This is a genomic window from Salmonella sp. 741265073_HBA, from assembly GCF_046569105.1.
In the GTDB taxonomy this organism is placed as follows: domain Bacteria; phylum Pseudomonadota; class Gammaproteobacteria; order Enterobacterales; family Enterobacteriaceae; genus Salmonella; species Salmonella enterica.
This window is the reverse complement of the sequence record NZ_JBKFRY010000015.1, coordinates 57594-83484: the sequence shown is the minus strand read 5'-3', so window position 1 is coordinate 83484 and position 25891 is coordinate 57594. Positions and strand designations below refer to the sequence as shown.

Here is a 25891-nt window from a genome sequence, read left to right as displayed (position 1 = left end):
TCGATGTTACGTAAAAAACAATACAATTCAAAAGCTAATGTGTCATATCTGATATATCAGCAAGCAAACTTAATGAAATATACAATAACAACAATAAAGTATGTAAATTTTCTTATATCTGATATATTAGATCCGTTAATTTTGAATAAATTAATTACAATGGAGCCGGGTTTAACCATGGAGGAGAAGAAAATGAAAAATAGATTAAAGCGTGACTTTAGTCACATATCAATTGAAATACCCAAATCCATCACCCAGGTGATTAAAGAGAAAATAAGGGAGATGATTATCCATGGCGATTTCGATCTTGGGCAAGCGATCAGTGAAAATGAACTATCAAATATTCTGATGGTAAGTAAAACACCAATTCGTGAAGCTTTTATTTGGCTGAGCTATAATGAAAACCTGGTCAACATCATTCCCCGCAGTGGGACATTTGTTTTTTCTGTCACCGACGAGGATATCAATGATCTCATCAAAATGAGGGTTATCCTTGAACAGGGCGCAATTCGTGAAGCGATGGAGAAAAATGCTAACAATGTCATAGTCGAATTAAGCAATATTTTATCGAAGTCAGCAAAAATTAATGCAGAGCGAGATACGCAAGCTTACCTCAAACTGGATCATGATTTTCATTATGTTTTTGTGAAATATGCCGATAATAAATACATTTCACAAGCACACCTGTTGATCTCAGCACGTTTATTGGCAATTCGCTACAGACTGGATTTTACCGCTGAATATATCACCAGCTCTAACCGTGGACATGCCACTATTTTGGATATGTTAAAAAACAACAACGTCGAGGGCGTCTGTAATTTTATCACGCACCACATCGGTAGCGGTTTTACAGAACGCGCAAGAAAACTTCTTGCGCAGAAAGCGTAATAAAGACGGCAGTAGATATAACGCAGCGACTTTGCACCTGCTATACTGCCCCGATAGATCAATAGCGGAATCTCATGTACTCATGAACACTGAAAAACCGTCGGTAGCTCACAACGTTGACCATAATGAAATCGCCAAATTCGAAGCCGTCGCGTCGCGCTGGTGGGATCTGGAGGGCGAATTCAAGCCATTGCATCGCATCAACCCTCTACGCCTTGGCTACATTACTGAGCGCTCAGGCGGCCTGTTTGGTAAAAAGGTACTCGACGTCGGATGCGGCGGCGGCATTCTGGCGGAAAGTATGGCACGCGAAGGCGCAACCGTCACCGGGCTGGATATGGGCTTTGAGCCTTTGCAGGTCGCCAAACTGCATGCGCTGGAAAGCGGCATTGAGGTAGAGTACGTGCAGGAGACGGTTGAGGAACATGCGGCAAAACACGCCCAGCAATACGACGTCGTCACCTGTATGGAAATGCTGGAGCACGTCCCCGATCCGCAATCGGTCGTCCACGCCTGCGCCCAACTGGTTAAACCCGGCGGTGAGGTGTTCTTCTCAACGTTGAACCGCAATGGGAAATCCTGGCTGATGGCGGTCGTCGGCGCTGAGTATATTCTGCGCATGGTGCCAAAAGGCACGCACGACGTGAAGAAATTCATTAAGCCTGCTGAACTGTTAAGCTGGGTAGATGAAACCGTCCTGAAAGAGCAACATATCACCGGGCTGCACTACAACCCGATAACCAATACTTTCAAACTCGCTCCCGGAGTAGACGTTAACTACATGTTGCATACCCGCGCTAAAAAAGCCTGACATCAAAGAATTTTCCTATAAGGGTTGCGTTAGATCATCGGGCGCAACCTTTCTCTTCGATGAAGAAATCAGCATTCGATCAAATTTTGATTTTTTTTTATGAATTGTTGACATCCTCTCCAGGCCTTATCAGACGCGCATTTAGCGATTCTTACGCTTTTGCAACCGCAATTTAACGCCAAAATCAACTCTTGTACTCAAAAGAATCCCTACTAGAATACTCACCATATAGCGTTTCACTTATCGATTACCCCCTATATATAGTATTTATCCACAGAGTTAGTCACAACGTGGCGTTGTGGATAAGCGGGGGGATATTTTTCTTTCACGGACAGGTAAACAGGTAGAAAACCACATGAATCAGAGTCTGCTGGTGACAAAGCGTGACGGCCGTACTGAGCGCATCAATCTCGACAAAATTCATCGCGTGCTTGATTGGGCGGCAGAAGGACTGAATAACGTATCGGTTTCTCAGGTCGAGCTACGCTCGCATATTCAGTTTTATGATGGGATTAAGACCTCCGATATCCATGAAACTATCATTAAGGCCGCCGCAGACCTGATCTCTCGCGATGCGCCGGATTATCAATACCTGGCTGCGCGTCTGGCGATTTTCCACCTGCGTAAGAAAGCCTTCGGCCAGTTTGAGCCGCCCGCACTTTACCACCATGTGGTAAAAATGGTTGAGCTTGGCAAATACGACAATCATCTGCTGGAAGACTACACGGAAGAAGAGTTCAAGCAGATGGATTCGTTTATCGTTCACGATCGCGATATGACCTTCTCCTACGCTGCCGTTAAGCAGCTGGAAGGGAAATATCTGGTGCAAAACCGCGTGACCGGCGAAATCTATGAAAGCGCACAGTTCCTCTACATTCTGGTAGCGGCCTGCCTGTTCTCGAACTACCCGCGTGAAACGCGTCTTGACTATGTAAAACGTTTTTACGATGCGGTCTCTACGTTCAAAATCTCGCTGCCGACGCCCATCATGTCCGGTGTGCGTACCCCGACCCGTCAGTTTAGCTCCTGCGTACTGATCGAGTGTGGCGACAGTCTGGATTCCATCAACGCCACCTCCAGCGCTATCGTGAAATACGTTTCTCAGCGCGCCGGTATCGGCATCAACGCGGGACGCATTCGTGCGCTGGGCAGCCCGATTCGCGGCGGCGAGGCCTTCCACACCGGCTGCATCCCGTTCTACAAGCACTTCCAGACGGCGGTGAAATCCTGCTCGCAGGGCGGCGTGCGCGGCGGCGCGGCGACACTGTTCTATCCGATGTGGCACCTGGAAGTGGAAAGCCTGCTGGTGCTGAAAAACAACCGTGGCGTGGAAGGCAACCGCGTACGTCACATGGATTACGGCGTACAGATCAACAAACTGATGTATACCCGCCTGCTGAAGGGCGGCGACATTACGCTGTTCAGTCCGTCCGATGTACCCGGGCTATACGATGCGTTCTTCGCCGACCAGGACGAATTCGAACGCCTGTACGTGAAATATGAAAACGACGACAGCATCCGCAAACAGCGTGTGAAAGCGGTCGAACTGTTCTCGCTGATGATGCAGGAACGCGCCTCTACCGGTCGTATCTATATCCAGAACGTTGACCACTGCAATACTCACAGTCCGTTCGATCCGGTTGTCGCCCCGGTACGCCAGTCTAACCTGTGTCTGGAGATTGCCCTGCCGACCAAACCGCTGCACGATGTCAACGATGAAAACGGCGAAATTGCGTTGTGTACGTTGTCTGCATTCAACCTGGGCGCCATTAAAACTCTGGACGAGCTGGAAGAACTGGCTATTCTGGCAGTACGCGCTTTGGATGCTCTGCTCGATTATCAGGATTACCCGATTCCGGCTGCCAAACGCGGCGCAATGGGCCGTCGTACGCTGGGCATTGGCGTGATTAACTTCGCCTACTGGCTGGCGAAAAACGGTAAACGTTATTCCGACGGCAGCGCCAATAATCTGACGCATAAAACCTTCGAAGCCATTCAATACTATCTGCTTAAAGCGTCCAACGAACTGGCGAAAGAGCAAGGCGCCTGCCCATGGTTCAACGAAACCACCTATGCAAAAGGCATTTTGCCGATCGACACCTACAAAAAAGATCTGGATGCGATCGTCAACGAACCGCTGCACTACGACTGGCAACAGCTGCGTGAGTCGATCAAAACCCACGGTCTGCGTAACTCCACGCTATCGGCGCTAATGCCATCGGAAACGTCGTCCCAGATCTCCAACGCCACTAACGGCATTGAGCCGCCGCGCGGCTACGTCAGCATCAAGGCCTCGAAAGACGGTATTTTGCGTCAGGTCGTGCCGGATTATGAGCATCTAAAAGACGCTTACGAACTGTTGTGGGAGATGCCGAACAACGACGGTTATCTGCAACTGGTGGGTATCATGCAGAAGTTTATCGATCAGTCGATTTCTGCCAATACCAACTACGATCCGTCACGTTTCCCGTCAGGAAAAGTGCCGATGCAGCAACTGCTGAAAGATTTGCTCACCGCGTATAAGTTTGGCGTGAAAACTCTGTACTATCAAAATACCCGCGACGGCGCGGAAGATGCGCAGGACGATTTGGCGCCTTCTATTCAGGACGATGGCTGCGAAAGCGGCGCTTGTAAGATCTGATGAATAGTGCCGGGTAGCGCTATGCTTACCCGGCCTACGATTGTACGGTTTGTAGGCCGGATAAGGCGCTTGCGCCGCCATCCGGCGCTCATCCCATAAAGGATTCACTTCAATGGCATACACCACTTTTTCACAGACGAAAAACGATCAGCTCAAGGAACCCATGTTCTTTGGCCAGCCGGTCAACGTTGCACGCTATGACCAGCAGAAATATGACATCTTCGAAAAACTGATCGAAAAACAGCTCTCTTTCTTCTGGCGTCCGGAAGAGGTCGACGTCTCCCGCGATCGTATCGATTATCAGGCGTTGCCGGAGCACGAAAAACATATCTTCATCAGCAACCTCAAATACCAGACGCTGCTGGATTCCATTCAGGGACGTAGCCCGAACGTCGCCCTGCTGCCGCTCATTTCCATCCCGGAGCTGGAGACGTGGGTAGAGACCTGGGCGTTTTCTGAGACGATTCACTCACGATCCTACACCCACATTATTCGTAACATCGTCAACGATCCGGCGGTCGTGTTTGACGATATCGTGACCAATGAGCAAATTCAGAAGCGCGCCGAAGGGATCTCCGCCTACTACGACGAACTTATTGAGATGACCAGCTACTGGCATCTGCTCGGTGAAGGCACCCATACCGTTAATGGCAAAACGGTTGTCGTGAATCTGCGTGAGCTGAAGAAAAAACTGTATCTGTGCCTGATGAGCGTGAACGCGCTGGAAGCCATCCGCTTCTACGTCAGCTTCGCCTGCTCTTTCGCATTTGCCGAGCGTGAACTGATGGAAGGCAACGCCAAAATTATCCGTCTGATCGCCCGTGACGAAGCTCTGCATCTGACCGGCACGCAACATATGCTGAACCTGTTGCGTAGCGGCGTGGACGACCCGGAGATGGCGGAAATCGCCGAAGAGTGTAAACAGGAATGTTATGACCTGTTCGTGCAGGCGGCGCAGCAGGAAAAAGAGTGGGCGGACTATCTGTTCCGCGACGGTTCGATGATCGGCCTGAATAAAGATATCCTGTGTCAATACGTTGAATATATTACTAATATTCGTATGCAGGCGGTAGGGCTGGATCTGCCGTTCCAGACCCGCTCCAACCCAATCCCGTGGATCAATACCTGGCTGGTGTCCGATAACGTTCAGGTCGCGCCACAGGAAGTGGAAGTTAGCTCTTATCTGGTCGGACAAATCGATTCGGAAGTCGATACCGACGATCTGAGTAATTTCCAGCTCTGATGGGACGCGTCACGCTGCGTATCACTGGCACACAGCTGCTGTGCCAGGATGAACACCCTTCTCTGCTGGCCGCGCTGGAATCGCATAACGTTGAGGTGGAGTATCAGTGCCGCGAAGGATATTGCGGCTCCTGTCGTACCCGGCTGGTTGCCGGTCAGGTTGACTGGATTACGGAACCTTTAGCGTTTATCCAGCCGGGAGAGATTTTGCCCTGCTGCTGCAGGGCAAAAGGCGATATCGAAATCGAGATGTAACTCAGTGCAACTCGCTGGTGGAAACCAAAGGCATCACGCCACGTTTTTTCATCTGCACGGCATACAGAGCGCCAGCGAGTACCACCAGCACCGCGCCAGCGACATAAATCATACGATAGCCAACCGACTCAACCATCATTCCCATGATAAAGGCGCCAATCGCCATTCCGGCGTCCATTGCGTTAAAGAACAGTGAATTCGCCACACCGATTTTATGCGGTTCAACCGAGCTGATAATTTGCGTCTGGAAAACCGGCGTGACCGAACCGTAGCCGATACCGATTAGACCGCCGGAAATAATCATCATGATGCTGCCATTGGTGTAGCCCAGCGCCACCAGACCGATGGTAAAAGCCAACAGGCATGGATAAACAACATATTTCGGCCCTTTTTTATCACAAATATTCCCGGTGAAGGTACGGCATATCATCAGGAAAATCGCGTAGCACAGCAGGAAATTACTGGCCGCCGCCATTAAATCCAGCTCACGCGCATACAGCGCCAGGAAAGCCGACACGCCGGCATAGGAGAAAGTCATAAAAAAGGTGACCAGCGCAAAAGGCAAGGCGGCGCGGTCAAACATCGCGGCAAAACCCAGATTCGGCTTCGAACCATCGGCATGACGAATTACCGGAGGGACCGTCACAATCAGGGAAAGCACAATCCCTAACGCCGCTACAGCGGAACAAAGCCAGAATGCGGCAGTGAACGCGTTCCAGCGGGCCATATTCAAACCGATCCACGGTCCTACGACCATCGCCAGGCCCATCGCTAAAGAGAAAAAGCTGATGCCCTCTCCACGTCGGGAGGCCGGAATTAACCGCGCTGAAATAGTTCCTTTTACCGTGGTAATAACACCAAACGTAATCCCATGAAGTACGCGGATAAAGAGCAGCGACTCGATAGAATGGCAAACCGGATACAGCGCGGTAATCACCAAAAAAGCCAGAGAAGAGAGCACCAGAATCTTTTTATTCGAATATTTTCCCACCCATTGTCCGGCAAATGGCCGAATAACAATTGCCGCGGCCAGGAAACATGTCACTAACAGCCCGGCCTTATCTGCAGAAGCATGCAGGCGGTCAGCGATATAAATGGGTAATAAAGTTAGCAGTACATAAAAAACAAAAAAGATAATAAAACTGACTATGGTGATTGCCCAAAAATCCTTCGTCCATAATTTTTCTTTCATTCTTAACGACCCGCTCAGATGGCGCACGCAGGCAACGCTCAGCTCAACTGAACACCTATCAGGTGCGTCAAAATGTGATGTATTCGATAGAATCGCAGTATAAACAAGTGCACTCTATTAGAAAAATTAATCGTTTTAATTATATTGATTAGGTTTTGCTAATGACGCTAACCCAAATCCACGCCCTGCTTGCCGTACTGGAGTACGGCGGATTTACCGAGGCCAGCAAACGGCTATACATGACGCAATCCGCCGTCAGCCAGGCCATCTCCGCGCTTGAGGAGGAGCTTGGCGTTGATATATTAATTCGTGAGCGTCGTAAAGAGATTGAGCTTACCGCCGCCGGTAGCCGCATCGTCAGGCACTTACGCGCGATCCAGCGCGACGTCAACGCGGTAAAAGAGATTGCCGAACAAGAAAAAAAGAACCCGGCCCGTACGCTACGGATTGGCTGTTTTCCCAGCGCCTGCGCCTGCATTTTACCCGGCGTCATTCGCTATTTTGAAAGCCATCATCCAAATGTAAAAATTATCCCCTATGAAGAGAATAGTACGGCTATTATTGATTCGCTGCAGGACGGAAGTATTGATGCCGGTTTCGTTCCTTTTCCGGTCAACGGTATGTATTGCGTCCCCATTTACCGGGATAAATTCACCGTAGTGGTGCCTGAAAATCATCCCCTGGCGGCCAATAGTACAGTGACGGTTGAAGAACTGATGGACGAACCACTTATTGTCAGTAAAGGTCGTTATGAATTAAGCATTATGGCGTTGTTTAAAGAAAAGGGTATTGAGCCGATATTTAAATATGAATTTAACCATCCCGATACTGCGCTGAATTTTATTCGCCAGGGATTAGGTATCGCCTTATTGCCAGAATTAACCTTAAAAGCCACGACAGGAAAATTATGCTCCGTGGCGCTGGAACCCACCTTTTATCGACAAATTTCCCTGTTAGCAAAAGAACCGCCGGTAGAAGGAAGTCCGCTATTTTTATTACAAAAATGTATGGAAACACTGACCGATGAGGGTTTGCTATAAAACAACACCGCCTGATGTCATTGCGTTTACCAGACTTACGCTGGCAAACGTTGCGCCAGGCCGGATGAGGCGTTTATGGCCTCATCCGGCGCGTCACTTCTACTATGGCAAACCTTTAGTCATTTTTTTGCAGGAACATGACCGCCTTATCCGGGAAGTCAGTGAACAGCCCGTCGACGCCCGCCTTGTTATACAGGATGTCGTACAACTGATTAACGTCTGTGGCATAGTCCGGCAATTGATCGGCACGCACGGTGTAAGGATGCACTACCATCTTATTCTGATGTGCGTCTTGCACCATTCCAGTCAGCTTGATATTCCCTTTCGTTGAGCCTTCCGCGACCAGCATATGGTAATCCGGACCAATACCGTCCGCATATTCCGCCACCTGCTTCATAGCGCCCGGCTTAAACATCCAGTCGTAGTTGTAATTTACCCAACGACCGTCCGGCTGTTTCTGCTGTGTTTCATTCCAGTCGGTATACGCAATAAGTTGAACCAGATTGAGATCCATCCCCATTTTGGGTTCCAGTTCATTCTTAATACGTTTCAGCTCAGCGACATCAAAACACTGCAAATAGACATTGTCCTGCTTGCCGGTGTAACCATACTTCTTCAGCACTTCCAGCGTTTTCGCGGCAATATCTTTCCCTTCCTGATGATGGAACCACGGCGCTTTAATTTCCGGATAAATACCGATATTTTTACCGGTAGAGTGATTTAATCCCTGAACGAATTCAATTTCCTCTTCAAAGGTATGAATGCGGAAATCAGATTTTCCCATCGGGAAACGGCCCGGATAAGTTTGTACTTTTTTGCCGTTTTCAATATCAAACCCTTCGGTAAACTTCAGGGATTTAATTTCATCCAGCGTAAAATCGATAGCGTAATAGCGCCCATCTTTACGCGCCCGGTCCGGAAAACGGTCAGCGACGTCAGTCACCCGGTCAAGGTAGTGGTCATGGAGGACGACCAGATGGTCGTCCTTTGTCATCACTAAATCCTGTTCCAGATAATCTGCCCCTTGCGCATACGCCATCGCTTTCGCTGGTAGCGTATGCTCCGGCAGATAACCGCTGGCGCCACGGTGGGCGATAACGACTTTTTCAGCCGCCACGGCACAGCTTCCGATGGTCATTCCTGCCAACATTAACGCCACGCTAAGATTTTTCAGTGTGGTTTTCATGTTATTAGCCTCCGTTGCGTTTTAACTGCAGCTCATCATGATGGCGTTTTTCACCAATCATCACGACCACCAGCAGGATTACCGCCAGAATGCTGCCGCCAATCATCACCATAAAGCCGCCATCCCAACCGAAGAAGTCAACGGTATAACCCACAATGGCGCTTGCAGCGACAGAACCGCCCAGGTAACCAAACAGACCGGTAAAGCCCGCCGCCGTACCCGCCGCTTTTTTCGGCGCCAGTTCCAGCGCGTGCAGACCTATCAACATTACCGGGCCGTAGATCAGGAAGCCGATGATAATCATACAAGCCATATCAACGTTCGGGTTTCCTGCCGGGTTCATCCAGTAAACGATGGTCGCGATAGTCACCAGGGTCATAAAGAATACGCCGGTCGCACCGCGGTTGCCGCGGAAGACTTTATCCGACATCCAGCCACACAGCAGCGTGCCCGGAATACCCGCGTATTCATACAGGAAGTAGGCCCAGGAGGATTTATCCAGTGCGAAATGCTTCACTTCTTTCAGGTAGGTCGGCGACCAGTCGAGGATGCCGTAGCGCAGCAGATAAACAAACACGTTGGCGATAGCGATGTACCACAACAGTTTGTTTGGCAGTACGTACTGCATGAAGATCTGCTTCGCAGTCAGCTCTTCTTCCGCTTTTTCGTTGTAGTCGTCCGGATAGTCGTTTTTATACTCTTCGATAGGCGGCAGACCGCAGGATTGCGGCGTATCGCGCATCATTGCGAAAGCGAACAGCGCCACCACAATCGCGCCAAAGGCTGGCATATAGAGCGCCGCTTTCCAGTCGTTAAACCACGCCATCCCCAGCAGGAACAGCAGTGGCGGGATCCCGCCGCCGACGTTATGCGCACAGTTCCAGACCGACACAATGCCGCCGCGCTCTTTCTGCGACCACCAGTGAACCATCGTACGTCCGCACGGCGGCCACCCCATCCCCTGGAACCAGCCGCAAAGGAACAACAGTACAAACATCACGGCGATGCTGGATGTCGCCCACGGTACAAAGCCCATAAATAACATGACTGCTGCGGCCAGAATCAACCCTGCCGGCAGAAAAACGCGCGGATTCGAGCGATCGGACACCGAACCCATTATAAATTTCGAAAAACCATAAGCGATGGAAATCCCGGACAGCGCAAAGCCCAGATCGCCGCGTGAAAAACCCTGTTCTACCAGGTAGGGCATCGCGAGGGCAAAGTTCTTGCGCACCAGATAATACGCGGCATAGCCAAAGAATATCCCCAGGAAAATCTGCCAGCGTAATCGGCGATAGGTCGGATCAATCTCCGCCGCTGGCAAGCGCGCTTTATGCGGCGCTGGTTTAAAAATACTCAACATATTGTAGCCTCCGTGGCCCATATTTTATTTAGAGGTAAACACCGCAGTTTGTTCAAACAACCCCGCTGCTCCCAGTGTGGCCGCGATGTTAAGTAAAGATACGTCACGTTAATGTGAATTACAGCACATATTGTTACAGTTTTACGGCTAATGTTCAGAAAGGCGCACGAAATCACGTTTCATTTTCGAATAGTGAGCGATTATGCGCGAAATCAAACATTCCATATGATTTGTATGGCTAAATGATAAAAAACGAACTGTGAGGAAAAACAATGAAAACTCGCGACTCGCAAGCAAGTGACGTGATTATCATTGGCGGTGGAGCAACAGGCGCAGGGATCGCCCGCGACTGCGCGCTGCGCGGTTTACGTGTCATTCTGGTGGAGCGGCATGATATAGCGACCGGCGCGACCGGGCGTAACCACGGGCTGCTGCACAGCGGCGCTCGTTATGCGGTTACCGACGCGGAATCCGCGCGCGAGTGCATTAGTGAAAACCAGATTTTAAAACGGATCGCCCGCCATTGCGTCGAACCGACGGATGGTCTGTTTATTACGTTGCCGGAAGATGATCTTGCGTTTCAGGCCACCTTTATTCGCGCCTGTGAAGCGGCAGGCATTCGCGCTGAAGCCATCGATCCGCAGCAGGCTCGCATCATCGAACCTTCCGTTAACCCTGCGCTCATCGGTGCGGTAAAAGTGCCGGATGGCACCGTGGACCCTTTCCGCCTTACCGCCGCCAATATGCTGGATGCCAGAGAACATGGCGCAATCGTGTTAACGGCGCATGAAGTGACCGGGCTCATTCGTGAAGGCGCAACGGTCTGCGGCGTCCATGTGCGCAACCATCTCACTGGCGAAACCCAGACGCTTCACGCGCCGGTGGTGGTCAATGCGGCAGGTATCTGGGGGCAACGGATCGCCGAATACGCCGACCTGAGTATTCGCATGTTCCCGGCGAAAGGCTCGCTGTTGATCATGGACCATCGGATCAACCAGCATGTCATTAACCGCTGCCGGAAACCATCGGATGCCGACATTCTGGTACCTGGCGATACGATTTCACTGATCGGCACCACCTCTACCCATATTGATTACAATGAGATAGACAGCAACCGCGTCACCGCAGATGAAGTCGATATCCTGCTGCGTGAAGGGGAAAAACTGGCCCCTGTCATGGCGAAGACGCGTATTCTGCGCGCGTATTCCGGCGTCCGCCCGCTGGTGGCCAGCGATGACGATCCCAGCGGTCGTAACGTCAGCCGCGGTATTGTGTTGTTCGACCACGCCGAACGCGACGGGCTTGATGGCTTCATTACCATTACCGGCGGGAAGCTAATGACTTACCGCCTGATGGCGGAATGGGCGACCGACGCCGTGTGCCGCAAGTTGGGCAATACTCGCCCCTGCATCACGGCGGATACGCCGTTGCCTGGCTCAAAAGAGTCTACGGAACATACGCTGAAACGCATTATCTCGCTTCCCGCGCCGCTACGCGGATCGGCGGTTTATCGGCATGGCGATCGCACGCCGGGGTGGCTGAGCGAAGGCCGCCAACACCGTAGCCTGGTCTGTGAATGCGAGGCCGTCACGGCGGGAGAAGTGCAGTATGCCGTCGAAAACTTAACCGTGAATAGCCTGCTGGATCTGCGTCGTCGCACCCGCGTAGGGATGGGCACTTGCCAGGGCGAGCTGTGCGCCTGCCGCGCGGCCGGGCTATTGCAGCGTTTTAATGTGACGACCGCGGCGCAATCTATTACGCAACTCTCTGAATTTCTGAATGAGCGCTGGAAAGGCGTACAACCTGTCGCCTGGGGAGACGCGCTGCGCGAAAGCGAATTCACGCGCTGGGTTTATCAGGGATTATGCGGTCTGGAGAAGGAGCACCAGGATGAAATTTGATACGGTTATTATGGGCGGCGGTCTCGCCGGTTTGCTGTGCGGACTGCAACTCCAGCAGCATGGATTACGCTGCGCCATCGTCACCCGCGGACAAAGCGCACTGCATTTTTCCTCCGGCTCGCTGGATCTACTCAGCGCCCTGCCCGACGGCCAACCGGTGACCGACATTACCGCCGGGCTTGATGCGCTGCGCCGCCAGGCACCTGAACATCCTTATTCACGTTTGGGCGCGCAAAAAGTCCTTACGCTGGCGCAACAGGCGCAAACGCTACTTAACGCCAGCGGCGCGCAGTTATACGGCGACGTACAGCAGGCGCACCAGCGTGTCACGCCGCTTGGCACATTGCGTTCAACCTGGCTTAGCTCGCCGGAAGTACCGGTCTGGCCGTTATCCGCACAGCGAATTTGCGTCGTCGGCGTTAGCGGATTACTGGATTTCCAGGCGCACCTTGCGGCAGCGTCGCTGCGTCAACGCGATCTCAACGTGGAAACCGCAGAAATCGACCTTCCGGAACTGGACGTACTGCGTGATAACCCGACGGAATTTCGCGCGGTCAATATTGCGCGTCTGCTTGATAACGAAGAAAAATGGCCGCTGCTGTACGACGCGCTGTCGCCAATAGCGACAAACTGCGACATGATCATCATGCCCGCCTGTTTCGGGCTGGCGAACGATACGCTGTGGCGCTGGCTTAACGAACGTCTGCCCTGCGCGCTCACGCTGCTGCCGACGCTGCCGCCATCGGTGCTCGGTATTCGTCTGCACAATCAGCTCCAGCGCCAGTTTGTTCGTCAGGGCGGCATCTGGATGCCGGGCGATGAAGTGAAGAAAGTCACCTGCCGTCGCGGTACCGTGAGCGAAATATGGACCCGCAACCATGCCGATATCCCACTGCGCCCGCGTTTTGCCGTACTTGCCAGCGGTAGCTTCTTTAGTAGCGGTCTGGTTGCCGAGCGCGAAGGGATCCGCGAACCTATTTTAGGGCTCGACGTACAGCAAACGGCCACCCGCGCCGAATGGTATCAACAACATTTCTTCGACCCACAGCCCTGGCAGCAGTTTGGCGTCGTGACGGATGACGCTTTCCGCCCCTCCCTTGCGGGCAATACGGTAGAAAATCTGTATGCAATAGGTTCTGTGCTGGCGGGATTCGATCCTATAGCTGAGGGATGCGGCGGCGGCGTCTGCGCAGTCAGCGCCCTCCAGGCCGCGCACCATATCGCTGAGCGTGCAGGAGAACAGCAATGAGCGACACACGTTTTGAAAGTTGTATTAAATGTACGGTGTGCACCACCGCGTGCCCGGTCAGCCGCGTTAATCCAGGCTACCCTGGCCCTAAACAGGCCGGACCGGATGGCGAACGCCTGCGTCTGAAAGACGGCGCCCTGTATGACGAGGCGCTGAAATATTGCATTAACTGCAAACGGTGTGAGGTCGCCTGTCCGTCGGACGTGAAGATTGGCGATATCATCCAGCGCGCCCGCGCGAAATACGATACGACGCGCCCGTCATTGCGTAACTTTATTCTCAGCCATACCGATCTGATGGGCAGCGTTTCAACGCCGTTCGCGCCGGTGGTCAATACCGCCACCGCATTAAAGCCAGTGCGCCAGTTGCTTGATTACGCGCTCAAAATCGATCATCGCCGCACCTTACCAAAATACTCTTTCGGCACCTTCCGCCGCTGGTATCGTAGCGTGGCGGCGCAGCAGGCTAAATACAAAGATCAGGTCGCCTTTTTCCATGGCTGTTTTGTGAATTACAACCATCCGCAGCTCGGAAAAGATCTGATTAAGGTGCTGAACGCAATGGGTACCGGCGTACAGCTACTGAGTAAAGAGAAGTGTTGCGGCGTACCGCTGATCGCTAACGGTTTTACGGATAAAGCTCGCAAGCAGGCTATCAGCAATGTGGAGTCGCTACGCGAGGCGATTGCCGTCAAAGGTATTCCGGTCATCGCCACGTCATCCACCTGTACGTTTGCGTTGCGCGATGAATATCCTGAAGTGCTGGACGTGGACAACGCCGGGCTGCGCGAACATATCGAGCTGGCCACCCGCTGGCTATGGCGCAAACTGGATGCCGGGAAAACGCTGCCGCTTAATCCTTTGCCGCTGAAAGTGCTCTACCATACGCCGTGTCATATGGAAAAAATGGGCTGGACGCTTTACACGCTTGAACTATTGCGGCAAATTCCGGGGCTTGAATTGACGGTACTTGATTCACAGTGCTGCGGCATTGCCGGTACGTATGGATTTAAAAAGGAAAACTATCCGACATCACAGTCCATCGGCGCGCCGCTGTTCCGCCAGATTGAAGAGAGCGGCGCCGACATTGTCGTCACCGATTGTGAAACCTGTAAGTGGCAAATTGAGATGTCTACAAGCAAACGCTGCGAACACCCCATTACGCTACTCGCCCAGGCGCTCGGCTAAGTAAAAAGCGCCGGAGCCCCTCCGGTGCCATTACCCTACTCACCAGGGCCGATTTTCCATCAGACATATACCCTTCATACTTCAAGTTGCTTATGTGTTGGCTACGGATTATTTTGGGTATAAACGCGGATGTCTCTTTGCAATAACCTGCCCTATTTGGTTAACCATGACCGCTAACCCACGGTGGCATGACAGATAACGACGTTACTGTTTATAGAGCAATATCTCTTGTATCGACGCGTTACCAGCCTCCTTTAAAGAGGGAGATAACTGAATATCTCCGATAATAATTGAGTGCTATGTGAATAATAATAAAATCAGGTCTATGCCTGATTTAATATATCCCCCACTAACAATAATATTTTTACAAATAATTATAAATTACATCATATTCGCTACTTTCACCTACCAGGAAACAGAGCAAAATGAATATATGTGTAAATTCACTTTACCGATTGAGCATACCGCAATTTCACAGCTTATATGCAGAAGAGGTGAGCGATGAGACGCTTGCGTTGTTGTTTAGCGCCGTAGAGAACGGTGATCAGAATTGTATTGATCTGTTATGCAATCTTGCGTTACGCAACGATGACCTGGGACATAGAGTTGAGAAATTTCTTTTTGATCTCTTTAGCGGAAAAAGATCGGGATCATCAGATATAGACAAAAAAATCAATCAGGCTTGCCTTGTATTACATCAAATCGCCAATAACGATATAACGAAAAATAATACTGAGTGGAAAAAGCTACATGCCCCTTCCAGATTACTTTATATGGCCGGTTCAGCGACAACCGACCTTTCTAAAAAAATAGGAATAGCACATAAAATTATGGGCGACCAGTTCGCTCAGACAGATCAAGAACAGGTAGGAGTTGAAAATCTTTGGTGTAGTGCGCGAATGTTGTCGTCAGATGAGCTGGCAGCTGCAACGCAAGGCCTGGTTCAAGAATCACCTTTTCTCTCGGTAAACTATCCTATTGGGCTTATTCATCCTACCACCAAAGAAAATATATTAAGCACTCAGCTACTTGAAAAGATGGCTCAATCAGGATTATCTCACAATGAAGTCTTCCTGGTAAATACAGGAGATCACTGGCTTCTCTGTTTATTTTATAAACTTGCAGAAAAAATAAAATGCCTTATATTTAATACTTATCATGATTTAAATGAAAATACTAAGCAAGAGATTATAGAAGCAGCAACAATTGCAGGCATATCAGAAAGCGATGATGTTAATTTTATCGAAATGAATTTACAAAATAATGTACCCAACGGCTGTGGTCTATTTTGTTACCATACAATTCAACTCTTATCGAATGCCGGACAAAACGATCCTGCTACCACACTACGAGATTTTGCGGAAAAGTTCTTAACGCTTTCAGTAGAGGAACAAACACTATTTAACACCCAAACCCGGCGACAAATATATGAATACAGTCTCCAGTAATGGTGAGTACTTAGAGCCTATCCCATTAGGCTATTTTATTCGCCATTTTGGGACCGGGCAGTGCTCAAAATCCTCACGTACTACGTGTACGCTCCGGTTTCTGCGCGCTGGCCGGCCCCAAACTGGCTTCAACAATTACGCCTGGTGGGATAGGCTCTTATCCTGAAATGATGCTCTGCGAAGAATTTATAAGTATATAAGGGTGGGAAGGCCAGGCCTTCCCACTAAAAGTTCTATGCCGTCAATGATTCAACCACGTCTATCCAGCCATGCTCGCTGGTAATGTCCTCGCCATTAAGCCAGCGGCGCAGCATATTTAGCGCCATCATCGCGCAGACCTCCTGACGTATTGCCAGACTATACCGATTGGCGCTAAAACGCACGCGTAAGGCATACGTGCCATCCGGCATTTTTCTCAATAACTACGTTTTGCCGTGCTTACTGACTGAACAGATTTAAACATCGCCAACCTGCTGTCCAGCGCCTCGGTGTAGAGCATCGTATCTACCCCGACCGCGACAAAATTCGCGCCCCACGCCAGACATTTCTGCGCCATTGCCGGATCGACCGCCAAAAAACCCGCCGCTTTTCCGGCGGCGCGAATACGATAAATACACGCTTCAATGATCCGCTGCACTTCCGGGTGTCCGGCATTATCGGGGTAACCCAATGAAGCAGAGAGATCTGCCGGACCGATAAAGACGCCATCAATGCCTTCAACCTCCAGAATCGCGTCAAGGTTTTCCAGCGCCACTTTGCTTTCAACCTGCACCAACAGGCAGAGCGACTCATTGGCCTGTGCCATATAGTTGTCGATTCTCCCCCAGCGCGCCGCACGCGCCACGCTCGCGCCAACGCCTCGTTGCCCCAACGGCGGGTATCGGGTAGCGGAAACGACCTGGCGCGCCTGTTCTGCGGTGTCAACCATCGGGATCAGTAGCGTTTGCGCCCCGATGTCCAGTACCTGTTTAATGAGCGCTTTACTTCCCTCGATCGGGCGAATCACCGGCTGGCTGGCGTATGGGGCGATGGCCTGTAACTGATGATACAAGTCCTGCACCGTATTAGGCGCGTGCTCGCCATCTATTAACAACCAGTCATAACCCGACGTCGCCGCAATCTCCGCCATATAAGAGGTGGTTGAACTGAGCCACAAACCAATTTGCGTATCCCCTTTACGTAATCCTTCTTTAAAAGGATTTGATAACAATGCGTTCATAGCGATCCTTACAACGTAGATAAGATTAATGATGCGCAGCGCCGGATTGCGCCACCGGACGATTAACGCTCAGCGTGAAGATAATTAATGAGCCAATGATGGCGACTCCGGCCAGCGTCAGCAGGCCCGCCGCATCGCTGGCAAACAACGTTTCCGCTTTTACGCGCAGAATTGGGGCAATAAAACCGCCCACAGCGCCAAACAGATTAACGAAACCAATTCCTGCCGCCAGAGCCGTACCGGAAAGTAGCTGCGTTGGCATGGTCCAGAATACGGGCTGAACGGCAATAAATCCTACTGCTGCAACACAGAGCGCCAGAATAGCGAGCACCGGAGAAACCAGACCTGACAGGCCAATGCCAATGCCCGCAGCCAGTAGCGTCACTGCCGCAACGTTACGGCGATCGCCGGTACGGTCGGAGTAGCGAGGAATAAGCCATGTGCCAAGCAAAGCCGCCACCCAGGGAACCGCTGTTACCACCGAAGCGGTAAAGCCCACTTTAGTGCCCAATAGCGCAGCAACCTGGGTAGGCAGGAAAAAGATGAGTCCGTATACCGCCACCTGAATCGTCAGATAAATAATAGCCAGTTGCCAGACGCGTCCATTACGCAGCGCATCCGCAAGCCTTGACGTGACCTTTTTCTCTTCTTCGCTCGCCAGTTGCCTGATAAGCGCGTTCTTTTCTTCCAGGCTAAGAAAACGCGCCTGCTGCGGAGTGTCATCAAGCCAGAAAAAGGTGAATATCCCTGCGCCAATCGCCAGTAGGCCTTCGATAACGAACATCCAGAACCATCCCGGGTGCCCCATAAAACCATGCATCTCCAGCAGAGCGCCGGAGAGCGGCGAACCCAACGTTAACGCCAGCGGCGCGCCCATATAAAATAGCCCCATAATGCTGGCACGGTTACGCTGCGGGAACCATTGTGAAGTTAGATAGATCATGCCGGGGAAAAATCCAGCCTCCGCCGCGCCCAATAGCGTGCGGATTATCAGGAATTTTGCTTCACTATCCGCCCAGGCCATCGCAGCAGAGAGAAAGCCCCACAGCAGGGTAGTCGTGCCGATCCAGGTTCTTGCGCCAAATTTGCGCATCAGCAGGTTAGCCGGTACGCCAAGGAAAGCGTAAACCACAAAGAAAATACCGGCCCCTAGCGCGTAGGCTTCATTACTTAGCCCGGTATCTATCTGATAGGTCTCTTTGGCAAAACCAATATTTGAACGATCCAGAAACGCCAGTACATACAGTGCCAACATAAAAGGAATTAAACGTGCGCGGTTTTTCTTCACTACGCCGTCAAGTAAAGTGATGCTCATAGCAATATCCTCAACAGGATGAGGGCGTTGCCGTACAAAGGCAACGCACGAGTTATTAGTGGCTATAAGGGCGTTTCAAGTGACAGTCACGGTTAAGCTCGACGCCGAAGCCCGGCTTATCCAGCACTGATTTATGGATGCGTCCATTCACCGGCACCGGCTCATCCAGGAGAATCGGGTCAAATTGCGGACGCAGGGTGGAGCAGTCCGGGCTGGTCATCAGGAACTCGCTGAAAGGGGTATTAGTGAAAGTAATAACTGCATGGTGCGAATAGACAGACGAACCGTGCGGCACCACCAGTTGCCCGCGCGATTTGGCAAGCGCGGCGATCTCAACCAGCGTGGTTAATCCGCCGCACCAGCCAACATCCGGCTGCATAATATCAATGCCGGTTTCTGCCAGAGTGCGGAAGGATTGCAGCGTACCATGGTGTTCGCCGCTGGTAACCATCATCCCTGCAGGCGCGTTGCGTTTTAATTCGCGATAGCCTTCATACTGCTGCGGCGGCAGACACTCTTCAATCCATTTGAGATTAAATGGCGCACAGGCGTGAGCCAGTTTAGTCGCATAGTTCACATCCTGACTCATCCAGCAGTCGAGCATCAGCCAGAAATCCGGCCCGCACTTTTCACGCATATCCGCCACCATCGCGGCATCTTTACGGATCCCCGCATCACCATCGTGCGGTCCCCAGTGAGTCGGCATTTTACCGCCGATAAAGCCCATTTCTTTAGCCAGATCCGGGCGTGCGCCGGTGGCGTAAAACTGAATTTCATCGCGCACCGCTCCGCCCAGCAATTTATAAACCGGCAGTCCAACCACCTTGCCAAACAGATCCCACAGCGCCAGATCCACACAGGAAATCGTGTTCATCACCAGACCGCCGGAACCGGAGTAGTACATGGTCGCGCCGAGCATCTGATCGTGAATAAGTTTGATATCGCTTACGCATTTGCCTTCAATAAACCGGTTAAGATGTTTTTCTACGATAAAACAGCCCATCTCCCCTGCTGTCGAAACGGCGAACCCCGTCTGCCCATTTTCCGCCTCTACTTCGACAATCAGCGTCCCTAACACGTTGATCCCAAAAGACTGACGAGACTGCTCATAGTCGCGATATTTGCTCATGGGAGTGGCGATATGGTCATCAATCCAGTGATTTCCTCCCTGGTCGTGATAATCCCCGCCGCCAGCCCCTTTCTCTGCGGTAGCGCCCCCAATAAACCAGGCTCGAACGTGTTTAATTTTAGGAAGAGTCATAATATTCTCCATTTTAAGATGCGAGTGAGTCGAAGGGACTTTTCCATCCCAACAGGCGTGAAATATCTTTGGCACAGGCAATAGCTTTACCGGCCAAATAATCAAGATTCTCTTCGTTGATTTGCAGGCGTGTGCCGACCACTGAAATTGCCGCGGTCAGTTCGTTTCTGGCATTAAATACCGGTGCGGCAACGCAGCGGACATCCGGATAATCCTCCCCGTTATCAAAGCTCCATCCACGCTGGCGAATGCGTTCCAGCTCATCATTCAATTGTTGCGGCTCGGTGATGGTGGTCAGCGTGGCTCGCTCCCATACCATTTTTTCAATAATGGCTTTGCGTACGGCGGCCGGCTGCCATGCCAGCAGGCATTTGCCGATGCCGGAACGATAAAGAGAGAGGCTTTTCCCCTCATGCGAGCGCACGCTGATAGTGGATGAGGATTCCACTTTCAGTATGTAATACGCATTTTCGTGGTCGATGATCCCCAAGTGACACAGCAGCCCGGTTTCATCCATCAGTTGTGTTAGACGAGGACGCGCCAGCTCCCGCAGATCCATCTTGCTGAGCGCATGACCCGACAATTCAACGAGCTTAGTCCACAGGCAGTAGTTCTCCTGATGATCGAGGCTAATAAATCGCTGACGTTTTAATTCATTCAACAGCAGGTACGCGGTGCTTTTTGGAATACGCAGCGTTTCAATAATGATTGCCGCGCTGCATGGGCCAATACGCGCGATCAAATTGAGGATGTCGATTGCGCGAGTAAGAGCCGGGACTTTACTTGATTCCAACATATTGGACTCCAGTCTGAGACACTGGAATCAGTGTGAAAGGTCAGTAGGGAAAAAATTGTGAAGCGCGTCAAAGCTTATCCGCCTTCCAACGGAGTGGAAGGGTTAACCATATAAATGTGAATTAACGCACGTATTACTTTGTATTCAGTACAATTGGCTGGACAAAAAAGCAGATAATATTGCCGGATAATGGCATAGCGGCCTTATCCGGCTCACGATGTCGTTCCCATCGCAGATAAGAGAAAGGGATTATGATGTCAATGATTCAACCACATCTATCCAGCCATGCTCGCTGATAATGTCCTCGCCATTAAGCCAGCGGCGCAGCATATTTAGCGCCATCATCGCGCAGACCTCCTGACGTATTGCCAGACTATACCGATTGGCGCTAAAACGCACGCGTAAGGCATACGTGCCATCCGGCGTCGCCAGCGCGAAATTAAGATGTTCGTTTTCCAGCCCCGACACGGCCAGCGCCAGACCGGCATAATGATTGCTGCGTCGTTCTGTCGTCCAGTGTGCCGTTTGCGCCAGCGTCTCTTCCTGAGAAGGAACGACTTCGCTGGCAAGAACAGGCGCCCCGGCGCGGGAAAGCTGTAGCGCCAGTAAGCCGCTGGTGTATTGCTCGCTCAACGTCAGACTCAACTGCCTTTCCTGCAGGCGGCGGGCTATTTGCGCCGGCAGGTTTTCCGTACCTTCAAAAATCAGGTTCTGTCCGGCGACCCGTTTGACCTCTGGCCATAACGCCAGCATCGCCTCCCGTTGCGTCGCCGGGCCGGTCAACTTCAGTTCAATGATCGGCATTGATGAGCGATACCCCATCGTCACGCCGGGCGGCAACGGCAGTGAATCGAGACGCTGCGCGAGGTCACTTTCTGAACGTCCAAAAGTCGTTAACCGCAGGCAAAGCGGCGGCTCCGGCAGCGAAAAACGCGCGCGTAACCGCGGTAAGATTTCCTTCTCCACCATAACCTTAAATTCCGACGGTACGCCGGGGGTGAAAAACATCAGGCAGCGGTTGAGCTGGAGCGCAAATCCACAGGCAGTGCCGACCGGATTATTAATAAACTCCGCGCTGGCAGGCAGTTCCGCCTGTTTACGGTTGCTCGGCGCCATCACACGACCGCGCTGCTGAAAATAACGTTCCATTTCGGTCAGCCACGCCTGGTGCAGTACTAATCCTTCGCCTTTTGCCGTTGCCGCGGCGAGCGCGCTTAAATCATCGCTGGTCGGCCCTAACCCGCCATTAACAATCAAAACATCAGCATGTTGACTGCGTTCACGCAAGATAGCGACCAGACTGTCCAGGTTATCGCCTACCGTATTTCGCCGTGATAACGGAACGCCCTGATGAAAGAAAAAATCAGCCAGCCAGGCGGCATTGGTGTCAACGATTTGTCCGTGCAACACCTCATCCCCGGTGGATAGCATTTCCACATTTAGCATTGTGTTCTCCTGCTCTTATGATGAAAACACTATAACGCAAAGAGGAATAGGACGTGGAAAGAAGAATGACGGGAACAGGAGGAATATGGCGCGACGATTGCCGCGCCGTTAGCATCAAAAGCTGGCGTTTACGCCAACATAAGGGCCGTCAGCAATCGCATTATCGCGGTTGCCGTCTTTACCCGCCAGGTTCAGGTAACGATAACCGGCTTCAATGCTCAGCGGGCGCATAATGGTGAAACGCGCGCCTGCATTCGCTTCTTCATAACTTTCGATACCGCTGGACAGCGAATCTGGTGAATAATAATACTCGCCGAACAGACGGAAGCTGTCGCCGATTTTCCATTGTAACCCACCGCCGACAGCCGCCGCATAGCCTTCATCACTGTCTTTCGGATTGGTATAAATACCTTTACCGCCGACCGTCGCCAGCAGCGGTCCCACCGGAATGTTCAGCCCCAGACCAACGCCCGCAGCATCGCCATCATCATCGTTGTGCATCCAGTTACCGCTTAGCGCCAGTCCCGTCGATTCCGTACCAAAACCCACGCCAATGTTGGTGTAATCTTCGCCCGCCTGGCCGCTAATACTGATGGCCTGCGCCGATGCAGAAACGAACAGCATTCCGGCAAAACCTAATAATATGCTTTTTTTCATTTTTACCCTTTCCAGCAAGCACATAAAGAAAAACTCCCCAAAACGGCAGAATTGTACTGCCAGACGCTGAGGAATCAATGCACTAAGAAACCATTCCAAAAACATATTGTAACGAAATACTACTTTCGCCATGACGCATCATTGCGCCATCACATGGCGACGCCTGCATCAACAAAATTAACCAAAAACGCAGTCTGCGTTATCGCTTCCATTTTTCACAAAGAATTTCGCAGAATGATTTGTTAAGCTGATGTCCTGGTGGTTTAAGGAAGCGACTTATGCGTCAACGAACTATAGTTTGCCCATTAATTCAAAATGATGGCTGTTATCTGCTGTGCAAAATGGCCGACAACCGCGGCGTCTTTCCCGGTCAGTGGGCGCTGTCGGGCGGTGGGGTCGAGCCAGGCGAACACATTGAAGAGGCGCTGCGTCGGGAGATTCGGGAAGAACTCGGCGAACAACTGATTCTGAGCGATATTACGCCATGGACCTTCCGCGACGATATCCGTGTTAAAACGTACGCTGATGGCAGACAAGAAGAGATTTATATGATTTATCTCATCTTCGACTGTGTTTCCGCTAATCGCGATATATGTATTAACGATGAATTTCAGGACTACGCCTGGGTCAAGCCAGAAGAACTGGCGCTGTATGATTTGAATGTAGCGACACGCCACACATTAGCATTGAAAGGGTTATTATAATGACGACAGCCGCTTCAGGCTGTCTTTACGCTTTTAACATGCGGCTAGCCGGGAACAAATTCACCATCTAAAAAGAGTTTTCCGTTTTCCGCATGCATAACGAGCGCATCAAGATAGTCCGGATCAAACTTTACGCCGCGCTTATTTTTTGCAATATACGTCAAACAATGATTATGGGTAAAAATGACTATATTTTTATTCTGCGACTTTTTCAGTAACGTATTGATTGAAGCATAAATACCGCTGCCGCAATCCATCATTTTTTTATCCACCGTAAGCGACCTGCCCGCAGAAAACCAGGTTGCCGACTGGATGGTGCGCACCGTATTACTGGAATAGAGATTGTAATTTTGTATATCGGCACTGAAGGCTTTACCCAGCGCTCTGGCGTCTTGCGCACCGTTGACCGTAATCCCCGTACTGTCTGACAGGCAGGTATTATCGGAACGATCGCACCGCTCGGCATGGCGGAATAACACTACTACCGGATGCTGCTTCGCCAGCGCCGCCAGCGCTTTACCGTTAATCTGCGGTAGACCGTTACCACTCCAGGCATGTTGTGAGATCAACCCGGCGATAATAACCAACGCCCCCGCCAGAGTCGCGCGATAGCGTTTGTTTTTAATAAAGCGTAGGGTAAATGCCAGCACATTAACCTCTCAGGCAAACAGTGCAGCTAACTTAATAGCAATACGATTAAAATGAAATCCCGCGACGGAAGACCAGACCAGAAACATAAAAACAGCTTTTGGGCATGCATAAAATGCCTTAAACTTTCGGCGAAAGCAAAGCATAATTCCATTAAAAATTATCTTTTTACTTCACCTTAATTTCTTAATGTTAATTTAATATTCATCCAGTAGGGTTCAGTTAAATGCGTTAAAAAATAAGCCCTTTTCTATTCCCGAAATATTTGAAAAGCGGCTTTCAATGGCTGAAGGAAAAATGATGTCGGACTTTTTGCCTTTCTCTCGTCCGGCGATGGGCGCGGAAGAGCTCGCTGCCGTTAAGACCGTACTGGACTCAGGTTGGATAACAACCGGCCCGAAAAATCAGGAACTGGAAGCGGAGTTTTGTCGGCTAACAGGCAATCAATATGCCGTTGCCGTCAGTTCAGCCACTGCCGGTATGCACATCGCGTTGATGGCGCTGGGCATTGGTGAAGGCGACGAGGTCATTACACCGTCAATGACGTGGGTTTCTACGCTAAATATGATCGTTTTACTCGGCGCGAACCCCGTCATGGTCGATGTCGATCGCGATACGCTGATGGTCACACCTGAACATATCGAAGCCGCGATTACGCCACAAACCAAAGCAATTATCCCCGTCCACTACGCTGGCGCGCCCGCCGATCTGGACGCTATTTACGCTCTTGGCGAGCGTTATGGCATTCCGGTGATTGAAGACGCGGCGCACGCGACAGGAACCAGCTACAAAGGTCGCCACATTGGCGCCCGGGGCACCGCGATTTTCTCCTTCCACGCCATTAAGAACATTACCTGCGCTGAAGGCGGTATCGTCGTCACGGATAACCCGCAATTCGCCGATAAACTGCGCAGTCTCAAGTTTCACGGGCTTGGCGTTGATGCCTGGGATCGACAGAGCGGAGGACGCGCGCCACAAGCGGAAGTCCTGGCGCCGGGCTACAAATATAATTTGCCCGACCTCAACGCCGCTATCGCGCTTGCTCAGTTACAGAAACTGGATGCGCTTAACGCTCGCCGCGCCGCCATCGCAGCGCAGTACCACCAGGCAATGGCAGACCTGCCTTTTCAGCCTCTGAGCCTTCCGTCGTGGGAGCATATTCACGCCTGGCATTTATTCATTATCCGGGTCGATGAAGCCCGCTGCGGTATTACCCGGGATGCTCTGATGGCATCGCTGAAAACGAAAGGCATCGGCACAGGGCTGCATTTCCGCGCCGCGCATACGCAAAAATATTATCGCGAACGTTTCCCAACGCTCACGCTGCCTGACACCGAGTGGAACAGCGAGCGGATCTGCTCACTGCCGCTCTTCCCGGACATGACCGAGAGTGACTTTGATCGGGTCATTACCGCCCTTCATCAGATAGCAGGACAATAAGC

23 protein-coding genes are annotated in these 25891 nt (G+C 51.3%); 12 read left to right on the top strand and 11 right to left on the bottom strand.

The features are described 5' to 3' along the window. The first annotated feature begins 3 nt into the window (after nucleotides 1-3). The 5 genes from ACLD3P_RS18520 (at nucleotide 4) to yfaE (ending at nucleotide 5837) form a co-directional block, all read left to right on the top strand. Nucleotides 4-888, top strand: a complete 885-nt coding sequence (locus ACLD3P_RS18520) for a GntR family transcriptional regulator (protein ID WP_411006559.1) — start codon at nucleotides 4-6, stop codon at nucleotides 886-888. An 82-nt stretch (nucleotides 889-970) separates the two neighbouring features. Continuing rightward, nucleotides 971-1699 (top strand): bifunctional 2-polyprenyl-6-hydroxyphenol methylase/3-demethylubiquinol 3-O-methyltransferase UbiG, encoded by a 729-nt coding sequence (ubiG, locus tag ACLD3P_RS18515; protein WP_024798085.1) that lies wholly within the window; start codon nucleotides 971-973, stop codon nucleotides 1697-1699. A gap of 355 nt (nucleotides 1700-2054) precedes the next feature. Continuing rightward, entirely contained in the window at nucleotides 2055-4340 is a 2286-nt protein-coding gene (nrdA, locus tag ACLD3P_RS18510) for a class 1a ribonucleoside-diphosphate reductase subunit alpha (protein WP_001076492.1), read from the top strand. Nucleotides 4341-4452: 112 nt separating this feature from the next. After that, entirely contained in the window at nucleotides 4453-5583 is a 1131-nt protein-coding gene (nrdB, locus tag ACLD3P_RS18505) for a class Ia ribonucleoside-diphosphate reductase subunit beta (RefSeq protein WP_000332026.1), read from the top strand. Next, complete coding sequence (yfaE, locus tag ACLD3P_RS18500; protein WP_000533921.1) at nucleotides 5583-5837, top strand: ferredoxin-like diferric-tyrosyl radical cofactor maintenance protein YfaE; 255 nt, start codon at nucleotides 5583-5585, stop codon at nucleotides 5835-5837. Before nrdB ends, yfaE begins: the two co-directional genes overlap by 1 nt. 1 nt (nucleotide 5838) lies before the next feature. On the opposite strand, the gene ACLD3P_RS18495 is transcribed toward yfaE, so the two are convergent. Beyond that, the gene (locus tag ACLD3P_RS18495; protein ID WP_000660248.1) at nucleotides 5839-7029 is read right to left on the bottom strand and encodes an MFS transporter; all 1191 of its coding nucleotides are present in this window, start codon (nucleotides 7027-7029) and stop codon (nucleotides 5839-5841) included. 161 nt (nucleotides 7030-7190) lie between these two features. Between ACLD3P_RS18495 and ACLD3P_RS18490 the strand changes: the two genes are divergently transcribed. After that, the gene (locus ACLD3P_RS18490; protein WP_000176719.1) at nucleotides 7191-8069 is read left to right on the top strand and encodes a LysR family transcriptional regulator; all 879 of its coding nucleotides are present in this window, start codon (nucleotides 7191-7193) and stop codon (nucleotides 8067-8069) included. A 115-nt stretch (nucleotides 8070-8184) separates the two neighbouring features. Here the strand turns inward: ACLD3P_RS18490 and glpQ are convergent, their stop codons facing one another. Both glpQ and glpT read right to left on the bottom strand, forming a co-directional pair. Beyond that, nucleotides 8185-9255: a glycerophosphodiester phosphodiesterase gene (glpQ, locus tag ACLD3P_RS18485; RefSeq protein WP_023136795.1), complete on the bottom strand. Its 1071-nt coding sequence runs from the start codon at nucleotides 9253-9255 to the stop codon at nucleotides 8185-8187. A gap of 4 nt (nucleotides 9256-9259) precedes the next feature. Beyond that, a complete protein-coding gene (gene glpT, locus ACLD3P_RS18480; protein ID WP_000948739.1) occupies nucleotides 9260-10618 on the bottom strand; it encodes a glycerol-3-phosphate transporter in 1359 nt (452 codons plus the stop codon). A gap of 272 nt (nucleotides 10619-10890) precedes the next feature. Between glpT and glpA the strand changes: the two genes are divergently transcribed. The 4 genes from glpA (at nucleotide 10891) to sseL (ending at nucleotide 16403) form a co-directional block, all read left to right on the top strand. Next, a complete protein-coding gene (gene glpA / locus ACLD3P_RS18475; protein ID WP_000857205.1) occupies nucleotides 10891-12519 on the top strand; it encodes an anaerobic glycerol-3-phosphate dehydrogenase subunit A in 1629 nt (542 codons plus the stop codon). After that, the gene (glpB, locus tag ACLD3P_RS18470) at nucleotides 12509-13768 is read left to right on the top strand and encodes a glycerol-3-phosphate dehydrogenase subunit GlpB (RefSeq protein ID WP_000667152.1); all 1260 of its coding nucleotides are present in this window, start codon (nucleotides 12509-12511) and stop codon (nucleotides 13766-13768) included. The genes glpA and glpB overlap by 11 nt, the downstream gene beginning before the upstream one ends. Next, on the top strand, nucleotides 13765-14955 hold the full coding sequence (gene glpC / locus ACLD3P_RS18465; RefSeq protein ID WP_131046816.1) for an anaerobic glycerol-3-phosphate dehydrogenase subunit GlpC: 1191 nt from the start codon (nucleotides 13765-13767) through the stop codon (nucleotides 14953-14955). Before glpB ends, glpC begins: the two co-directional genes overlap by 4 nt. A 425-nt stretch (nucleotides 14956-15380) precedes the next feature. Beyond that, a complete protein-coding gene (gene sseL / locus ACLD3P_RS18460; RefSeq protein WP_131046817.1) occupies nucleotides 15381-16403 on the top strand; it encodes an SPI-2 type III secretion system effector deubiquitinase SseL in 1023 nt (340 codons plus the stop codon). Between the two features lie 233 nt (nucleotides 16404-16636). On the opposite strand, the gene ACLD3P_RS18455 is transcribed toward sseL, so the two are convergent. The 7 genes from ACLD3P_RS18455 to ACLD3P_RS18425 all read right to left on the bottom strand — a co-directional run bounded on the left by ACLD3P_RS18455 (nucleotide 16637) and on the right by ACLD3P_RS18425 (nucleotide 23097). Beyond that, nucleotides 16637-16813: a hypothetical protein gene (locus ACLD3P_RS18455; RefSeq protein WP_001112766.1), complete on the bottom strand. Its 177-nt coding sequence runs from the start codon at nucleotides 16811-16813 to the stop codon at nucleotides 16637-16639. Between the two features lie 5 nt (nucleotides 16814-16818). Beyond that, complete coding sequence (gene yfaU, locus ACLD3P_RS18450) at nucleotides 16819-17622, bottom strand: 2-keto-3-deoxy-L-rhamnonate aldolase (protein WP_000992941.1); 804 nt, start codon at nucleotides 17620-17622, stop codon at nucleotides 16819-16821. A gap of 25 nt (nucleotides 17623-17647) precedes the next feature. After that, nucleotides 17648-18937, bottom strand: coding sequence for an MFS transporter (locus tag ACLD3P_RS18445; protein WP_000028931.1), 1290 nt, complete (start codon nucleotides 18935-18937; stop codon nucleotides 17648-17650). 55 nt (nucleotides 18938-18992) lie between these two features. Continuing rightward, nucleotides 18993-20198: an L-rhamnonate dehydratase gene (rhmD, locus tag ACLD3P_RS18440; RefSeq protein WP_001530644.1), complete on the bottom strand. Its 1206-nt coding sequence runs from the start codon at nucleotides 20196-20198 to the stop codon at nucleotides 18993-18995. A gap of 13 nt (nucleotides 20199-20211) precedes the next feature. Next, nucleotides 20212-20994: an IclR family transcriptional regulator gene (locus ACLD3P_RS18435; RefSeq protein WP_000894173.1), complete on the bottom strand. Its 783-nt coding sequence runs from the start codon at nucleotides 20992-20994 to the stop codon at nucleotides 20212-20214. A 249-nt stretch (nucleotides 20995-21243) separates the two neighbouring features. Continuing rightward, nucleotides 21244-22440, bottom strand: coding sequence for a nicotinamide mononucleotide deamidase-related protein YfaY (locus ACLD3P_RS18430; protein WP_000935683.1), 1197 nt, complete (start codon nucleotides 22438-22440; stop codon nucleotides 21244-21246). 114 nt (nucleotides 22441-22554) lie between these two features. After that, entirely contained in the window at nucleotides 22555-23097 is a 543-nt protein-coding gene (locus tag ACLD3P_RS18425) for a YfaZ family outer membrane protein (RefSeq protein ID WP_001562414.1), read from the bottom strand. A 278-nt stretch (nucleotides 23098-23375) separates the two neighbouring features. Between ACLD3P_RS18425 and nudI the strand changes: the two genes are divergently transcribed. Further along, nucleotides 23376-23801 (top strand): nucleoside triphosphatase NudI, encoded by a 426-nt coding sequence (gene nudI / locus ACLD3P_RS18420; RefSeq protein WP_001249896.1) that lies wholly within the window; start codon nucleotides 23376-23378, stop codon nucleotides 23799-23801. Between the two features lie 44 nt (nucleotides 23802-23845). Here nudI and pmrG read toward each other — a convergent pair whose 3' ends face one another. Next, the gene (gene pmrG, locus ACLD3P_RS18415) at nucleotides 23846-24451 is read right to left on the bottom strand and encodes a lipopolysaccharide core heptose(II)-phosphate phosphatase PmrG (protein ID WP_000879260.1); all 606 of its coding nucleotides are present in this window, start codon (nucleotides 24449-24451) and stop codon (nucleotides 23846-23848) included. 298 nt (nucleotides 24452-24749) lie between these two features. Here pmrG and arnB point away from each other — a divergent pair, with 298 nt between their 5' ends. Then, on the top strand, nucleotides 24750-25889 hold the full coding sequence (gene arnB / locus ACLD3P_RS18410) for a UDP-4-amino-4-deoxy-L-arabinose aminotransferase (RefSeq protein ID WP_001650157.1): 1140 nt from the start codon (nucleotides 24750-24752) through the stop codon (nucleotides 25887-25889). The last annotated feature ends 2 nt before the right edge of the window (nucleotides 25890-25891 follow it).

What these genes read in the sequence shown, in the direction of transcription:
- ACLD3P_RS18520 (WP_411006559.1), top strand. Translation starts at nt 4, where the DNA reads ATGTTACGTAAAAAACAATACAATTCAAAAGCTAATGTGTCATATCTG.
- ubiG (WP_024798085.1), top strand. Translation starts at nt 971, where the DNA reads ATGAACACTGAAAAACCGTCGGTAGCTCACAACGTTGACCATAATGAA.
- nrdA (WP_001076492.1), top strand. Translation starts at nt 2,055, where the DNA reads ATGAATCAGAGTCTGCTGGTGACAAAGCGTGACGGCCGTACTGAGCGC.
- nrdB (WP_000332026.1), top strand. Translation starts at nt 4,453, where the DNA reads ATGGCATACACCACTTTTTCACAGACGAAAAACGATCAGCTCAAGGAA.
- yfaE (WP_000533921.1), top strand. Translation starts at nt 5,583, where the DNA reads ATGGGACGCGTCACGCTGCGTATCACTGGCACACAGCTGCTGTGCCAG.
- ACLD3P_RS18495 (WP_000660248.1), bottom strand. Translation starts at nt 7,029, where the DNA reads ATGAAAGAAAAATTATGGACGAAGGATTTTTGGGCAATCACCATAGTC.
- ACLD3P_RS18490 (WP_000176719.1), top strand. Translation starts at nt 7,191, where the DNA reads ATGACGCTAACCCAAATCCACGCCCTGCTTGCCGTACTGGAGTACGGC.
- glpQ (WP_023136795.1), bottom strand. Translation starts at nt 9,255, where the DNA reads ATGAAAACCACACTGAAAAATCTTAGCGTGGCGTTAATGTTGGCAGGA.
- glpT (WP_000948739.1), bottom strand. Translation starts at nt 10,618, where the DNA reads ATGTTGAGTATTTTTAAACCAGCGCCGCATAAAGCGCGCTTGCCAGCG.
- glpA (WP_000857205.1), top strand. Translation starts at nt 10,891, where the DNA reads ATGAAAACTCGCGACTCGCAAGCAAGTGACGTGATTATCATTGGCGGT.
- glpB (WP_000667152.1), top strand. Translation starts at nt 12,509, where the DNA reads ATGAAATTTGATACGGTTATTATGGGCGGCGGTCTCGCCGGTTTGCTG.
- glpC (WP_131046816.1), top strand. Translation starts at nt 13,765, where the DNA reads ATGAGCGACACACGTTTTGAAAGTTGTATTAAATGTACGGTGTGCACC.
- sseL (WP_131046817.1), top strand. Translation starts at nt 15,381, where the DNA reads ATGAATATATGTGTAAATTCACTTTACCGATTGAGCATACCGCAATTT.
- ACLD3P_RS18455 (WP_001112766.1), bottom strand. Translation starts at nt 16,813, where the DNA reads ATGCCGGATGGCACGTATGCCTTACGCGTGCGTTTTAGCGCCAATCGG.
- yfaU (WP_000992941.1), bottom strand. Translation starts at nt 17,622, where the DNA reads ATGAACGCATTGTTATCAAATCCTTTTAAAGAAGGATTACGTAAAGGG.
- ACLD3P_RS18445 (WP_000028931.1), bottom strand. Translation starts at nt 18,937, where the DNA reads ATGAGCATCACTTTACTTGACGGCGTAGTGAAGAAAAACCGCGCACGT.
- rhmD (WP_001530644.1), bottom strand. Translation starts at nt 20,198, where the DNA reads ATGACTCTTCCTAAAATTAAACACGTTCGAGCCTGGTTTATTGGGGGC.
- ACLD3P_RS18435 (WP_000894173.1), bottom strand. Translation starts at nt 20,994, where the DNA reads ATGTTGGAATCAAGTAAAGTCCCGGCTCTTACTCGCGCAATCGACATC.
- ACLD3P_RS18430 (WP_000935683.1), bottom strand. Translation starts at nt 22,440, where the DNA reads ATGCTAAATGTGGAAATGCTATCCACCGGGGATGAGGTGTTGCACGGA.
- ACLD3P_RS18425 (WP_001562414.1), bottom strand. Translation starts at nt 23,097, where the DNA reads ATGAAAAAAAGCATATTATTAGGTTTTGCCGGAATGCTGTTCGTTTCT.
- nudI (WP_001249896.1), top strand. Translation starts at nt 23,376, where the DNA reads ATGCGTCAACGAACTATAGTTTGCCCATTAATTCAAAATGATGGCTGT.
- arnB (WP_001650157.1), top strand. Translation starts at nt 24,750, where the DNA reads ATGTCGGACTTTTTGCCTTTCTCTCGTCCGGCGATGGGCGCGGAAGAG.